Annotated in this window: 15 protein-coding genes; 9 read left to right on the top strand and 6 right to left on the bottom strand. The window is 53.8% G+C overall.

Annotated elements, in window-relative coordinates:
- Positions 1–2 precede the first annotated feature (2 nt).
- From aaeB to INF68_RS08185, 3 genes are all read left to right on the top strand, one after another.
- A complete protein-coding gene (gene aaeB / locus INF68_RS08195; protein WP_126785715.1) occupies positions 3–1,970 on the top strand; it encodes a p-hydroxybenzoic acid efflux pump subunit AaeB in 1,968 nt (655 codons plus the stop codon).
- A gap of 90 nt (positions 1,971–2,060) precedes the next feature.
- Complete coding sequence (locus tag INF68_RS08190) at positions 2,061–3,515, top strand: NAD-dependent succinate-semialdehyde dehydrogenase (RefSeq protein WP_023309392.1); 1,455 nt, start codon at positions 2,061–2,063, stop codon at positions 3,513–3,515.
- 45 nt (positions 3,516–3,560) lie between these two features.
- Positions 3,561–3,833, top strand: a complete 273-nt coding sequence (locus INF68_RS08185; RefSeq protein ID WP_023309391.1) for a barstar family protein — start codon at positions 3,561–3,563, stop codon at positions 3,831–3,833.
- A gap of 61 nt (positions 3,834–3,894) precedes the next feature.
- Here INF68_RS08185 and yhcN (INF68_RS08180) read toward each other — a convergent pair whose 3' ends face one another.
- The 3 genes from yhcN (INF68_RS08180) to argR all read right to left on the bottom strand — a co-directional run bounded on the left by yhcN (INF68_RS08180) (position 3,895) and on the right by argR (position 5,382).
- Complete coding sequence (gene yhcN, locus INF68_RS08180; protein WP_023309390.1) at positions 3,895–4,161, bottom strand: peroxide/acid stress response protein YhcN; 267 nt, start codon at positions 4,159–4,161, stop codon at positions 3,895–3,897.
- 111 nt (positions 4,162–4,272) lie between these two features.
- Complete coding sequence (gene yhcN / locus INF68_RS08175) at positions 4,273–4,536, bottom strand: peroxide/acid stress response protein YhcN (RefSeq protein WP_126785716.1); 264 nt, start codon at positions 4,534–4,536, stop codon at positions 4,273–4,275.
- Positions 4,537–4,911: 375 nt separating this feature from the next.
- Complete coding sequence (gene argR / locus INF68_RS08170) at positions 4,912–5,382, bottom strand: transcriptional regulator ArgR (protein ID WP_023309388.1); 471 nt, start codon at positions 5,380–5,382, stop codon at positions 4,912–4,914.
- Positions 5,383–5,779: 397 nt separating this feature from the next.
- Here argR and mdh point away from each other — a divergent pair, with 397 nt between their 5' ends.
- Positions 5,780–6,718, top strand: coding sequence for a malate dehydrogenase (mdh, locus tag INF68_RS08165; RefSeq protein ID WP_023309387.1), 939 nt, complete (start codon positions 5,780–5,782; stop codon positions 6,716–6,718).
- Between the two features lie 57 nt (positions 6,719–6,775).
- On the opposite strand, the gene degS is transcribed toward mdh, so the two are convergent.
- The 3 genes from degS to zapG form a co-directional block, all read right to left on the bottom strand.
- A complete protein-coding gene (degS, locus tag INF68_RS08160; protein WP_023309386.1) occupies positions 6,776–7,843 on the bottom strand; it encodes an outer membrane-stress sensor serine endopeptidase DegS in 1,068 nt (355 codons plus the stop codon).
- 91 nt (positions 7,844–7,934) lie between these two features.
- On the bottom strand, positions 7,935–9,302 hold the full coding sequence (degQ, locus tag INF68_RS08155) for a serine endoprotease DegQ (protein ID WP_023309385.1): 1,368 nt from the start codon (positions 9,300–9,302) through the stop codon (positions 7,935–7,937).
- Between the two features lie 171 nt (positions 9,303–9,473).
- A complete protein-coding gene (zapG, locus tag INF68_RS08150) occupies positions 9,474–9,872 on the bottom strand; it encodes a Z-ring associated protein ZapG (protein ID WP_109846512.1) in 399 nt (132 codons plus the stop codon).
- Between the two features lie 189 nt (positions 9,873–10,061).
- On the opposite strand from zapG, the gene zapE reads away from it, so the two are divergent.
- The 5 genes from zapE (at position 10,062) to sspB (ending at position 13,760) form a co-directional block, all read left to right on the top strand.
- The gene (gene zapE / locus INF68_RS08145; RefSeq protein WP_126785717.1) at positions 10,062–11,186 is read left to right on the top strand and encodes a cell division protein ZapE; all 1,125 of its coding nucleotides are present in this window, start codon (positions 10,062–10,064) and stop codon (positions 11,184–11,186) included.
- 287 nt (positions 11,187–11,473) lie between these two features.
- On the top strand, positions 11,474–11,902 hold the full coding sequence (gene rplM / locus INF68_RS08140; protein ID WP_006178824.1) for a 50S ribosomal protein L13: 429 nt from the start codon (positions 11,474–11,476) through the stop codon (positions 11,900–11,902).
- A gap of 15 nt (positions 11,903–11,917) precedes the next feature.
- Positions 11,918–12,310: a 30S ribosomal protein S9 gene (gene rpsI / locus INF68_RS08135; RefSeq protein WP_003860436.1), complete on the top strand. Its 393-nt coding sequence runs from the start codon at positions 11,918–11,920 to the stop codon at positions 12,308–12,310.
- A gap of 308 nt (positions 12,311–12,618) precedes the next feature.
- Entirely contained in the window at positions 12,619–13,257 is a 639-nt protein-coding gene (sspA, locus tag INF68_RS08130) for a stringent starvation protein SspA (protein WP_014885418.1), read from the top strand.
- A gap of 5 nt (positions 13,258–13,262) precedes the next feature.
- On the top strand, positions 13,263–13,760 hold the full coding sequence (sspB, locus tag INF68_RS08125) for a ClpXP protease specificity-enhancing factor (protein WP_024906337.1): 498 nt from the start codon (positions 13,263–13,265) through the stop codon (positions 13,758–13,760).
- Positions 13,761–13,782 lie beyond the last annotated feature (22 nt).

Below are 13,782 nucleotides of genomic sequence, written 5' to 3'. Positions count from 1 at the left end.
CCATGGGTATCTTTTCCATCGCCAGTCAGCACATTCGCTTCGCCGTGAAGCTGGCGTGCGCCATCGTGCTGGCGCTGTTTGTTGGCTTTCACTTCCAGCTTGAAACCCCTCGCTGGGCAGTGCTGACGGCCGCGATTGTCGCGGCGGGCCCGGCCTTTGCCGCTGGTGGGGAACCCTATTCAGGCGCGATCCGCTATCGCGGGATGCTGCGTATTATCGGGACGTTTATCGGCTGTTTCGCGGCGCTGACCATTATTATTCTGATGATCCGTACCCCGCTGTTGATGCTGATGGTCTGCTGTATCTGGGCAGGTTTCTGCACCTGGATCTCGTCTCTGGTGAAAGTGGAGAACTCCTACGCCTGGGGGCTGGCGGGCTATACCGCGCTGATTATTGTCATCACCATTCAGTCTGAACCGCTGCTTGCCCCGCAGTTTGCGGTGGAGCGATGCAGCGAAATTGTGATTGGTATTGTCAGCGCGATCGTCGCTGACCTGCTTTTCTCTCCGCGCTCCATCAAGCAGGAAGTCGACCGTGAGCTTGACGCGCTGATCGTTGCCCAGTATCAGCTGATGCAGCTGTGCATTAAGCATGGCGATAGCGAAGAGGTGGATAAAGCCTGGAGCGGGCTGGTACGCCGTACGCAGGCGCTGGAAGGTATGCGCAGCAACCTTAACATGGAGTCCTCGCGCTGGGCCCGCGCGAATCGACGCCTTAAAGCCCTCAACACCGTCTCTCTGACGCTGATTACCCAGGCATGTGAAACCTATCTGATTCAGAACACCCGGCCGGAAGCGGTCACCGATACGTTCCGCGAACTGTTTGCCGAGCCGGTGGAAACCGTACAGGACGTGCATAAGCAGCTTAAGCGCATGCGTCGGGTGATTGCCTGGACCGGGGAGCGCGACACGCCGGTGACCATCTATACCTGGGTCGGCGCCGCGACGCGCTATCTGCTGCTGAAGCGCGGCGTGATTGGTAACACCAAAATCAGCGCGGCGGAAGAAGAGGTGCTGCAGGGGGAAGTGGTGATCAAGGCGGAATCCGCCGAGCGCCATCACGCCATGGTCAATTTCTGGCGTACGACGCTTGCCTGCATGCTCGGCACGCTGTTCTGGCTGTGGACGGGCTGGACGTCCGGCAGCGGCGCGATGGTGATGATTGCCGTTGTGACCGCACTGGCGATGCGTCTGCCTAATCCGCGTATGGTCGCCATTGATTTCCTTTACGGCACGATTGCCGCGTTGCCGATAGGCGCGCTCTATTTCCTGGTCATCATCCCGTCGACGCAACAGAGCATGCTGCTGCTCTGTATTAGCCTGGCGGTAATGGCGTTCTTTATAGGCATTGAAGTGCAAAAGCGGCGTCTGGGATCGCTGGGGGCGCTGGCGAGTACGATTAACATCATCGTGCTCGATAACCCGATGACCTTCCATTTCAGCCAGTTCCTCGACAGCGCGTTAGGCCAGCTGGTGGGCTGCTTCCTGGCCATGATGGTGATACTACTGGTGCGTGATAACTCGCAGGCAAGAACGGGCCGCGTGCTGCTGAACCAGTTCGTGTCGGCTGCCGTGTCATCTTTGACAACCAATACCGCGCGCCGTAAAGAGAACCACCTGCCCGCGCTCTACCAGCAGCTGTTTTTGCTGCTGAACAAGTTCCCGGGCGATATCGCGAAGTTCCGCCTGGCGTTAACCCTGATCATTGCGCACCAGCGTTTGCGTAACGCGCCCGTGCCGATCAACGACGATCTGTCGGCATACCACCGCCAGCTGCGTCGTACCGCCGATCACGTGCTTTCTGCCAGTAGCGATGACAAACGGCGCCGCTACTTTACGCAGCTGCTTGAAGAGCTCGATACCTATCAGGAAAAGCTCAAGCACTGGGAGGCGCCGCCTCAGGTGACCGAGCCGGTAGGACGGCTGGTGTTTATGCTGCATCGCTACCAGAATGCCCTCACGGATAACTGACTGAAGTAAAAAAACCGACGCCAAAAGCGTCGGTTTTTTTGTGGCTATACTTATTCCAGCACGTTCTTACATTTCAGAAAGGGAGAACACATGACGACCCAGGCGCTTCAGGACCACATCCTTTTTCAGACCGGTTATCTGGTCAACGGAATCTGGAAAACGCTGGATACAACCTTTGATGTGCTGAATCCCGCGACCGGCGAGGTCATTGCTAAAGTCGCTAAAGCGGGTAAAGCACAGACCGAAGATGCTATTGCAGCGGCTACCCAGGCCTTCCCGGCATGGCGTGCCAAAACCGCGAAAGAACGCTCGGCGATTCTCTACCGCTGGTACGAACTGATTATTGAGAATAAAAGCTGGCTCGGGCGGTTGATGACCACCGAACAGGGCAAACCCCTGAAAGAAGCGGAGGGAGAAGTCGAGTACGCCGCCAGCTTTATCCAGTGGTTTGCCGAAGAGGCCAAACGCGCGAACGGTGAAATTATTCCGCCGATAAAACCCGGCTCACGCATTCTGGCGACCCGTGAACCCATTGGTGTGGTCGCGGCTATTACGCCGTGGAACTTCCCGATGGCCATGCTCACCCGCAAGTTAGGCCCGGCGCTTGCGGCAGGATGCACCGGAGTCATTAAACCGGCCAACAACACGCCGCTCAGCGCTTTTGCGCTGCTTACGCTGGCGAAACAGGCCGGAGTGCCCGACGGTGTTCTCAACGCCGTAGCCGGGAATACGCATGAAATCAGCGATGCGATTATGGCAAGCCGCGACGTACGTAAAATCTCCTTTACCGGCTCAACCTCCGTCGGCAAAACGCTGGTGCGTAACGCCGCAGAAACCATGAAAAAAGTCTCGATGGAGCTGGGGGGAAATGCCCCGTATATCGTTTTTGAGGATGCGGATATCGACGCCGCGGTTAAGGGCGCGATCGCCAACAAGTTCCGCAATGCCGGGCAGGTCTGCGTCAGCGTGAACCGTTTTTATATTCAGGAAACCGTCTACGACAAATTTGTGAATAAACTCGCCGATGCGGTGAATGCGCTTAAGGTGGGTAATGGTCTTGAGGAGGGGGTGGTCGTCGGGCCGCTGATTGAACCTTCTGCGGTCAACAAGGTGCGTGAGCATGTCGACGACGCCGTTGCCCGGGGCGCAACCGTACTGGCAGGAGGTAAGCCTCATCCGCTTGGCGGGAATTTCTGGATGCCAACCGTACTGGGCGACTGCCATGAGGGCATGAAGCTGGCAGAAGAAGAGACGTTTGGCCCGGTGGCGGCGTGCTTCCGTTTCACCTCGGAAGATGAAGTTATCCAGCGCGCCAACAACACCCCCTATGGACTGGCGGCTTACTTCTACACCCAGAATCTTTCTCGGGTCTTCCGCGTTTCACAGGCTATCGAGAGCGGGATGATCGGCATCAACGAGTGCGCTGTCTCCACGGAGCTTGGGCCCTTTGGCGGCGTAAAAGAGTCAGGCCTTGGACGAGAGGGCTCCGTGCTGGGGCTGGAAGAGTATCTGGAAGTTAAAACCCTGCATATTGGGGGATTATAATAGACAGGGCGGCATCTGCCGCTCGCCTGGACTGGGTGGCTGGCAATGAAAACCTATACGTTTGATTTTGACGAGATCGACAGTCAGGAAGACTTCTACCGTGAATTTATCCGGGCGTTTGATCTTGAACGAGAAAGCGTGACGAATCTGGATACGCTGTGGGACGTGGTCACCGGCAGTCAGTTGCCGCTACCGCTGGAAATTGAGTTCATCCATTTGCCTGATAAGCTGCGAAGACGTTTTGGCGCGCTGATATTGCTGTTCGATGAAGCGGAAGAAGAGCTTGAAGGGCAGCTGCGCTTTAACGCGCGGCATTGAATGAAAAAAGCCCCTGACCATGAGGCCAGGGGCAAGTCGTATGATGAGATACGACGAGGGTTTATTTATACAGCTCTGCCGTTGCATGCCAGTGGTCACCCTGATTCAGTTCGGTGACGCGATAGCTGCTGGCGCCTGCTTTTTCAGCTTTGGCGGCAAGTTCGTGACGAATATCCATCGGTGAACCGGTGACAGACGTTACGGAGATGCTGCCCATACGCTGTAGATTTTGTGCCTGGTCGGCATTTACCTGCTGTACGGCTGCGCTTGCGCCGAAAGAGAGAACGGATGCCATACCGAGGGTTGCGATGATCAATTTGGTTTTCATAGTCTTTACTCCTGAATAGGTTTTTTTACTCAACGGCGAGAAGGGTTGAACCGCTATTTTTATGCCTGGTGCCGTTGAGTGGAGATTTTCGTTTTCAGTTATTACTAAAACTTATTTGTACAGCTCAGCGGTGGCGTGCCAGTGGTCACCAGAACGCGCTTCGATGACGCGATAGGATGACGCACCCTGTTCTTCCGCTTTTTTATTCAGCATCTCATGCATGTCCATTGGCGATGTGCCGACCGCGCCGACAGAAACCGTACCGATGGCCTGGCGGGATTGCGCCTGGTCAGCATTGATAGAGTCTGCTGCGAAAGCACCGAATGACAAGACGGACAGGACGCTGAGCGCCGCTACAGTTGATTTGATTTTCATGATTCTTACCTCGTCGAATTTTTTCGTGGGGCCTTGTTTCGTGACCCTCATCACAAAATCAAGTATACACTAATAACGGCAAAAATTAATACCAGGCTAATGGTTTCTCTTGTTATTACGTGTTAACCAGCCTGTTTTTTATAACTAAATTGCATAACATTGAACGTTTTTTGTTCATTTTTGTTGGTTATATCTAATAAAATCATATGGATATCAGATTTTGATTTTTTGTGCGATTTTTTGATTTAGCATTCACCAGATGAATGTTAATAGGTGGTAAAAAGCACTATTTGTCAAAGTGAAGGGCAGAGGAAAAGAGTGAGAAACGCAGCGGAAGCAGAACGATCCCCGCAGCGGCGCTACGGGGAGAGGGGATTAGAGTTCCTGTTCGAACAGTACCAGAATGGCTTCGTGGAGATCTTTCACAGAGAAACCGCTAGCCGGTGTGGTAAAGATGGTGTCATCACCGGCGATAGTCCCGAGGATACCTTCCGTTTTACCCAACGAGTCCAGCATGCGGGCAATCAGCTGTGCTGCACCAGGGCTTGTGTGGATCACCACGACGGCGTCGTTATGATCGATATCCAGAACCAGGTTTTTGAGCGGGCTGGAGGTGGTCGGCACGCCAAGTTCTGCCGGCAGGCAATAGACCATCTCCATCTTGGCGTTACGCGTACGCACCGCGCCAAATTTCGTTAACATGCGGGAGACTTTCGACTGGTTGATGTTATCGAAGCCTTGTTCCTGCAGCGCCTGAACAATTTCTCCCTGAGAACTGAATTTCTCTTCTTTGAGTAGCGCCTTAAAGGCCTTTACTAATTCTTCTTGCTTAGACGAGCTTCGCATAAGTCACCCGGAATATGACGATAGAAACAACATTATTATGCATGTGGATGAATTTTTATGCAAATTATCTACTCAGCGCCAGGCTGAAATAATGTTATGAAAGGGAGTGATTTTATCAGATTTCGTTATCAGAAAACATGCCTGGGTCACGCCGCGCAAATAAGCTTAAAAGTAAATTAAATGTTATCAAAATGATGTTGTTTTGGTGGCGGGGCAGGGTGTATTGTAACCACCTCTTAATGCGTTGCCCTCTGTCGTCAGATAGTTTTCTGGTGAGAGATAAAGTCGCGTGACCTCAAATTCTTTAGCTACGAAAATTGTAATTATTTACTTGCTGAATTATGGTCGCCGCAACGGATTTACAGATACTTAAGTTAACCATAATAAGGAGTTTAGGATGAAAGTCGCAGTCCTCGGCGCTGCTGGTGGTATCGGCCAGGCGCTTGCCCTACTACTGAAAACCCAACTGCCTTCAGGCTCAGAACTCTCCCTGTACGATATTGCTCCGGTAACCCCAGGTGTGGCGGTTGACCTGAGCCACATCCCGACTGCTGTAAAAATCAAAGGCTTCTCCGGTGAAGATGCACGTCCTGCGCTGCAGGGTGCCGACGTGGTGCTGATTTCTGCAGGCGTGGCGCGTAAGCCAGGCATGGATCGTTCAGACCTGTTCAACGTCAACGCGGGCATCGTGAAAAACCTGGTGCAGCAGATTGCAGAAATCTGCCCGAAAGCATGCATCGGCATCATCACTAACCCGGTGAACACCACCGTGGCTATCGCGGCAGAAGTGCTGAAGAAAGCGGGTGTTTACGACAAAAACAAACTGTTCGGCGTAACCACGCTGGATATCATCCGTTCCAACACCTTTGTTGCTGAGCTGAAAGGCAAGCAGCCAACAGAAGTGGAAGTACCGGTAATTGGCGGTCACTCTGGCGTCACCATCCTGCCTCTGCTGTCGCAGATCCCAGGCGTGAGCTTCACCGAGCAGGAAGTGGCTGACCTGACTAAACGTATCCAGAACGCGGGCACCGAAGTGGTGGAAGCGAAGGCGGGTGGCGGTTCTGCAACCCTGTCTATGGGCCAGGCGGCTGCGCGTTTTGGTCTGTCACTGGTTCGCGCTCTGCAGGGCGAGAAAGGCGTTGTTGAATGCGCTTACGTTGAAGGCGATGGCGAACACGCTCGCTTCTTCTCCCAACCGCTGCTGCTGGGTAAAAACGGTATCGAAGAGCGTAAATCCATTGGTACGCTGAGCGCGTTTGAACAACACGCGATGGAAGGCATGCTGGATACGCTGAAGAAAGATATCACCCTGGGCGAAGAGTTCGTTAACAAGTAAAACGAACCGTCTCCCGGTAAAAAAAACGGAGCTTATCGCTCCGTTTTTTTATGCCTGTCAGTTAGTGGCCGGGTATTCCTGAATCGTCACGTGCAGCGTCAGTTTCTTATCGTTGCGCATGACCTCAACAGGGATGATAGAACCCGGGCGAATTTCTGCCACCTGATCCATCGTCTCCAGCGCAGAGACCGCTGGCGTGCCGTTGACCGACACAATGACATCGTTTACCTGAATCCCCGCGTTAGCCGCCGGTCCACCCGGTGCCACCTCGTTAACCACGATGCCCTGAATCTGATCGATACCGCCGCCCTGGGTATGCATCGGTGCAATTTCGCGCCCGCCGATACCGATATAGCCGCGGATCACACGTCCGTCGCGGATCAGTTTATCCATGATTTTGGTCGCCAGCTGGAACGGAATGGCAAAGCCGATCCCTTCCGGCGTCTCACCGTCGTTACTTTTATCGAACGAGAGGGTATTGATACCCATCAGCTCGCCCAGCGAGTTGACCAGCGCCCCGCCGGAGTTACCATGATTGATGGAGGCATCGGTTTGCAGGAAGTTCTGCCGCCCGGAGGGGTTCAGACCGATACGACCGGTCGCGCTGATTATCCCCTGGGTGATGGTCTGGCCCAGGTTGTAAGGGTTACCGATAGCCAGTACGACGTCACCAATATGCGGGGTACGTTTACGGTTGATCGGGATGACCGGCAAACCGCCCGTGGCATTAATTTTCAGCACGGCCAGGTCGGTCAGGCTGTCAGACCCAACGAGTAACGCCTCAAATACGCGGCCATCCTGCAGAGCGACAATGATCTGGTCGGCGTCGTTAATCACGTGCTTGTTGGTAATAATGTAGCCGCGCTCGTCCATAATTACCCCGGAGCCTAGGGTGCGGATCTCCAGCTGGTTATGGGCTGAGGTATTCAGGCCTCGGTTATAGACGTTAACCACGGCAGGTGCGGCACGGCGGACGGCCTGGTTATAGGTGGCCGGCGTTTCATCCGTGCTATCGAACTGGGGAGCCGACAGTTTATTGAACTGACGTAAAGACGGCAGCGCCAGCAGCAGCAGGCCAGCGACAATCAAACCGATGACAGTAGAACGTAAGAGCTTTAAAAGCATGATGCGCGTGTCGTTAAAAAAGGAACGATTTGCAGCATAACATGAGTTATCCGGACATCACACGCAGCGGTGATGTCCGGGTCGCAAATGCTTAGCGCAACAGAATATAGATGGACTCATTGCCACGCATGACCTGCAGGGCAATAACCGCCGGTTTGCTTTCCAGCACCTTGCGCAGTTCGGCAATAGACTGCACGCGGTTGCGGTTGACACCGATAATCACGTCATCCTGATGCAATCCGGCCTGTGCGGCAGGGCTGCTCTTCTCAACGGTATCGATGCTAATGCCTTTCGTACCGTCCTTCAGCTGCCCGTCGCTTAACGTAGCCCCCTGTAGCGCCGGGGCGATAAGCTCCGCACTGGCCGAGGATGAGGTGCTCTTATCCAGCGTCACCTCAACGTCAAGCGGCTTACCGTCACGTATCAGGCCCAGCTTCACTTTGGCGCCAGGTTCCGTCGTGGCAATCCGTGAACGCAGTTCTGCAAAGCTGTTCAACGGTTTGTCGTTCAGGCTGACGATCACATCCCCTGATTTCACGCCCGCTTTTGCCGAGCCGGAGTTTGGCAGCACTTCACTGACAAACGCCCCGCGCTGTACGTTGATATTGAACGCTTTTGCGATATCCGCGCTCATCTCCATACCTTTAATACCCAGCAGCCCGCGTTTGATTTCACCGAACTGGATCAGCTGCTGCGCCAGGGTTTTGGCCATATTGCTGGGGATAGCAAAACCGATCCCGATGCTGCCGCCGCCCGGGGCCAGAATAGCCGTGTTAATCCCAATCAGCTCGCCGTTAAGGTTAAGCAATGCTCCGCCGGAGTTACCACGGTTGATTGATGCATCGGTCTGGATGAAGTTTTCCAGCCCTTCCAGGTTGAGGCCGCTGCGTCCCAGCGCCGAGACGATCCCGGAAGTAGCGGTCTGCCCTAAACCAAAGGGGTTGCCTACAGCGACGGCAAAATCGCCGACGCGCAGTTTGTCGGAATCCGCTATGGCAATCTGGGTCAGGTTGCTTGGGTTTTGTACCTGCAGCAGCGCGATGTCGCTCTGGTCATCGCCGCCGATCAGTTTGGCATCAAATTCACGGCCATCGTTCAGCTGGACGCTGATCTTATCGGCCTGGCTGATGACGTGATTGTTGGTCAGGATATAGCCTTTTGCCGCATCAATAATGACGCCAGAGCCCAGGCCTTCAAAAGGCTGAGCCTGCTGGTCGGGAGACTCATCGCCAAAATATTTTTTCAGTTCTTCAGGGACGCGTTGGCTTTGTACTGCGGTGCCCTCAACCTGAACGCTGACGACCGCAGGCAACACTTTTTCCAGCATTGGCGCGAGGCTTGGAATGGCCGCCTGGCCAGGCACCTGGGAAGGAATAGCGGCAAATACAGGGACGGACGCCGAGAGAGATAACCCGACACTTAACGCGATAGCGCTCAACAGCTGGTTTTTTTTCTTCATCGATGTTGACTCTCGTAACCTGGAATAAAGGAAAAACGGCCCTAAAAACACGTTGATGTTATTGAATTTTAAACCGCTGAACAATGAGGTGTTTAACTAAATGATAGCTGGGGTCATCAGGAAAGGACGGGCGCAATCGCTGCGCCCGTAAAATAAATTCAGGTTGTGCGATTAATCGCGTTTTACACCGCCGCGCAGCAGGCCGGACGCGACATCGGAATAGTCGCGAGGCATCTGAACGGGCGCCTGATCGTTACCGGCTTCAGAGTCAGCCAGACGGTTGCGAAACGGGTTGGTTTCCGCGGTCATTTCCGGCAGCAGGCTGCTGGAGCTTTTTGCCATATGTTGATACAGCTGGCGATAGTCGGTTGCCATGTTGTCCAGCAGCTCGGCGCTACGGGCAAAATGGCTGACCAGCTCTTCACGATACTCTTCCAGCTCGGCTTTGTTCTTTTCCAGTTCGTACTGCAGTGACTGCTGCTGACGCAATTTGCGATTACCGAAACGCATGGCCACAGCACCGATGACGATGCCGACGACTAAACCGATTAGCGCATATTCCCAGGTCATGAACTTCTCCCGTTGTCTTGTTGTTCCGTAGGGTGTTGGCTCGGCTCCTGCCTGTGCCTGATAATGCCACTATAACCGCTATTTCTGCAGAAGTGGAATCCTGACGTATCATCGCGTAGTGTAGAACGGCCTTTTTTTCATCAGTCACGTCTGCTGGTGAGCGTTAATTGAAGGAATAACAATAAGATTATGCAAAACCTGTCCCCTGCATCGCGATATCAACTGGCCCTTAACGAGGGCACTCATCAGCCTGATGACGTTCAACGTGAGGCGGTAAACCGTCTGGAGATGATTTATCAGGAGCTCACGGAAAAACCCGCTGACGTTGAACAGAACGGTGGGCTAAAGGCGGTGTTTGGGCGGTTGCTCGGTAAAAAAACGCAACAGGCTCACGCGCCGGTGCGCGGTTTATATATGTGGGGCGGGGTCGGTCGCGGAAAAACCTGGCTGATGGACCTGTTTTATATGAGCCTGCCTGGCGCACGTAAGCAGCGTCTGCACTTCCATCGTTTTATGCTGCGGGTGCATGAAGAACTGACCGCACTGCAGGGCAAGAGCGATCCGCTGGAGATTGTGGCCGACAGGTTCAAAGCTGAAACGGACGTGCTCTGCTTCGACGAGTTTTTTGTGTCTGACATCACCGATGCAATGCTGCTAGGCGGCCTGATGAAAGAGCTATTTGCCCGCGGGATCACGCTGGTGGCCACGTCGAATATCCCGCCGGATGAGCTTTATCGTAACGGCCTGCAGCGGGCACGCTTCCTGCCCGCCATCGATGCCCTCAAGCAGCACTGCGACATTATGAACGTCGATGCCGGTGTCGATTATCGTCTGCGCACGCTGACTCAGGCGCATCTGTGGCTCTCGCCGTTAAATGCAGAGACCACCTGCGAGATGGATACACTCTGGCTGGCGCTGGCGGGAGAAAAACGCGAGCACGCCCCGGAACTCGAGATTAACCATCGACCGCTGCCCACGCTCGGCGTCGAAAACCAAACGCTGGCGGTCTCCTTTACGACGCTCTGCGTGGATGCCCGCAGCCAGCATGACTACATTGCGCTTTCGCGTCTTTTCCACACCGTGATGGTGCTGGACGTGCCGGTGATGACGCGGCTGATGGAGAGCGAAGCACGGCGCTTCATTGCGCTGGTGGACGAGTTTTATGAGCGCCACGTCAAGCTGGTGGTCAGCGCCGAGGTACCTTTATATGAGATTTACCAGGGAGAGCGGCTGAAATTTGAGTTCCAGCGCTGCCTGTCGCGTCTGCAGGAGATGCAGAGTGAGGAATACCTGAAGCTGGAGCATATGCCATAAATGCCACCCTCTCCCTGGGAGAGGGGCTGGGGGTGAGGGCTCCAGACCGCACATCACTCACCCCCGAAAAACCCATTCCAAATCACATTTAAGGGTCGATCTTTGACCTCAACTTCTCTATAATCTTGCGACCCCACGTTACGAGAAGGTTTTTTTCCCGAAACTTTCTATGTGTCGGCATGTGCTATTCGAAGGGGTAGGTTTGCCGGACTTTGTCGTGTGAACCTCAACTGACTAAACGTTTGGGTGTTCACCAACGTGTAACTTATTATTTGGGTAAGCTTTTAATGAAAACTTTTACAGCTAAACCAGAAACCGTACAGCGCGACTGGTATGTTGTTGACGCGACCGGTAAAACTCTGGGCCGTCTGGCTACTGAACTGGCTCGTCGCCTGCGCGGTAAGCATAAAGCGGAATACACTCCGCACGTTGATACCGGTGATTACATCATCGTTCTGAACGCTGATAAAGTTGCTGTAACCGGCAACAAGCGTACTGACAAAGTGTACTATCACCACACTGGCCACATCGGTGGTATCAAAGAAGCGACCTTTGAAGAGATGATTGCCCGCCGTCCTGAGCGTGTGATTGAAATCGCGGTTAAAGGCATGTTGCCAAAAGGCCCGCTGGGTCGTGCTATGTTCCGTAAACTGAAAGTTTACGCAGGCAACGAGCACAACCACGCGGCACAGCAACCGCAAGTTCTTGACATCTAATCGGGATTATAGGCAATGGCTGAAAATCAATACTACGGCACTGGTCGCCGCAAAAGTTCCGCAGCTCGCGTTTTCATCAAACCGGGCAGTGGTAAAATCGTAATCAACCAGCGTTCTCTGGAACAATACTTCGGTCGCGAAACTGCCCGCATGGTAGTTCGCCAGCCGCTGGAACTGGTTGACATGGTAGAAAAACTGGATCTGTACATCACCGTTAAAGGTGGTGGTATCTCCGGTCAGGCTGGTGCGATCCGTCACGGTATCACCCGCGCTCTGATGGAGTACGACGAATCCCTGCGTTCTGAACTGCGTAAAGCTGGCTTCGTTACTCGTGACGCTCGTCAGGTTGAACGTAAGAAAGTGGGTCTGCGTAAAGCACGTCGTCGTCCACAGTTCTCCAAACGTTAATCCATTCTGCTTACGCAGAACGATTGGCGAAAAACCCGCTTCGGCGGGTTTTTTTATGGATAATGCGCAGGTTATCCACAATATCCATGCATATATCTTCTCTTTTTCCACATTTCCAGAATCCCCTCACCACAAAGCCATCAAAATCTGGTAAACTATCATCCAATTTTCTGCCCAAATATCGGTGAATACTCGATTTTTGTTCGTTTCTTGAACAATGTGTTTTCTCTGGGATGGGCGATACAACATCTGGCTGGCCCCTGTTGGGCTGGTAGCAGTAAAAATTCTGAATATACCTGGAGGTTTTCATGGCTGTCGCTGCCAACAAACGTTCGGTAATGACGCTGTTTTCTGGTCCTACTGACATTTATAGCCATCAGGTTCGTATCGTGCTGGCCGAGAAGGGTGTCAGTTTTGAGATCGAGCATGTGGAAAAGGATAACCCGCCTCAGGATCTGATCGATCTCAACCCGAGCCAAAGCGTACCGACGCTGGTGGATCGCGAGCTGACCCTGTGGGAATCCCGTATCATTATGGAATATCTGGATGAGCGTTTCCCGCATCCGCCACTGATGCCTGTTTACCCTGTCGCGCGTGGTGAAAGCCGCCTGTACATGCAGCGTATCGAAAAAGACTGGTACTCGCTGATGAACGTGATTACCAGCGGTTCCGCTTCTGAAGCTGACGCTGCACGTAAACAACTGCGTGAAGAGCTGCTGGCGATCGCTCCTGTGTTTGGTCAGAAACCATTCTTCCTGAGCGATGAGTTCAGCCTGGTGGATTGCTACCTGGCACCACTGCTGTGGCGTCTGCCAACCCTGGGCGTAGAATTCAGCGGTCCTGGCGCGAAAGAGCTGAAGGGCTATATGACTCGCGTATTTGAACGCGACTCTTTCCTGGCATCTTTAACTGAACCGGAACGTGAAATGCGTCTCGGCCGAGGCTAATGACTGTGGAAATGTCACAACTTACCCCACGCCGTCCTTATCTGCTGCGCGCCTTCTATGAATGGCTGCTGGATAACCAGCTCACGCCGCACCTGGTTGTGGATGTGACGTTGCCGGGCGTGCTGGTTCCAATGGAATACGCGCGTGACGGGCAGATCGTACTGAACATTGCGCCGCGTGCGGTGGGTAACCTGGAGCTGGCAAACGATGAAGTGCGCTTCAACGCGCGTTTCGGCGGCGTGCCGCGTCAGGTTTCCGTACCTCTGGCAGCTGTGCTGGCTATCTACGCGCGTGAAAACGGTGCGGGTACCATGTTCGAGCCGGAAGCGGCGTATGATGAAGATGTTGCCAGCCTGAATGATGACAACGCATCCGATGAGCGCGAAAGCGACACGGTGATGTCACTTATCGATGGTGATAAACCCGATCATCACGACGACAATGACCCTGATGACGATCCGCCTCCGCGCGGTGGTCGTCCGGCTCTTCGCGTCGTGAAATAAAAACAGGCCCAATCGGGCCTGT

Origin of the sequence: Enterobacter cloacae complex sp. P16RS2, assembly GCF_014982155.1 — a bacterium.
Classification (GTDB): Bacteria; Pseudomonadota; Gammaproteobacteria; order Enterobacterales; family Enterobacteriaceae; genus Enterobacter; species Enterobacter cloacae_M.
The sequence above is the reverse complement of the archived record's forward strand: the minus strand, read 5'-3'. Positions and strand labels throughout refer to the sequence as shown.

Excerpts from the sequence above, each read along its gene's own strand:
- aaeB (WP_126785715.1), top strand. The coding sequence starts at position 3 with ATGGGTATCTTTTCCATCGCCAGTCAGCACATTCGCTTCGCCGTGAAG.
- INF68_RS08190 (WP_023309392.1), top strand. The coding sequence starts at position 2,061 with ATGACGACCCAGGCGCTTCAGGACCACATCCTTTTTCAGACCGGTTAT.
- INF68_RS08185 (WP_023309391.1), top strand. The coding sequence starts at position 3,561 with ATGAAAACCTATACGTTTGATTTTGACGAGATCGACAGTCAGGAAGAC.
- yhcN (WP_023309390.1), bottom strand. The coding sequence starts at position 4,161 with ATGAAAACCAAATTGATCATCGCAACCCTCGGTATGGCATCCGTTCTC.
- yhcN (WP_126785716.1), bottom strand. The coding sequence starts at position 4,536 with ATGAAAATCAAATCAACTGTAGCGGCGCTCAGCGTCCTGTCCGTCTTG.
- argR (WP_023309388.1), bottom strand. The coding sequence starts at position 5,382 with ATGCGAAGCTCGTCTAAGCAAGAAGAATTAGTAAAGGCCTTTAAGGCG.
- mdh (WP_023309387.1), top strand. The coding sequence starts at position 5,780 with ATGAAAGTCGCAGTCCTCGGCGCTGCTGGTGGTATCGGCCAGGCGCTT.
- degS (WP_023309386.1), bottom strand. The coding sequence starts at position 7,843 with ATGCTTTTAAAGCTCTTACGTTCTACTGTCATCGGTTTGATTGTCGCT.
- degQ (WP_023309385.1), bottom strand. The coding sequence starts at position 9,302 with ATGAAGAAAAAAAACCAGCTGTTGAGCGCTATCGCGTTAAGTGTCGGG.
- zapG (WP_109846512.1), bottom strand. The coding sequence starts at position 9,872 with ATGACCTGGGAATATGCGCTAATCGGTTTAGTCGTCGGCATCGTCATC.
- zapE (WP_126785717.1), top strand. The coding sequence starts at position 10,062 with ATGCAAAACCTGTCCCCTGCATCGCGATATCAACTGGCCCTTAACGAG.
- rplM (WP_006178824.1), top strand. The coding sequence starts at position 11,474 with ATGAAAACTTTTACAGCTAAACCAGAAACCGTACAGCGCGACTGGTAT.
- rpsI (WP_003860436.1), top strand. The coding sequence starts at position 11,918 with ATGGCTGAAAATCAATACTACGGCACTGGTCGCCGCAAAAGTTCCGCA.
- sspA (WP_014885418.1), top strand. The coding sequence starts at position 12,619 with ATGGCTGTCGCTGCCAACAAACGTTCGGTAATGACGCTGTTTTCTGGT.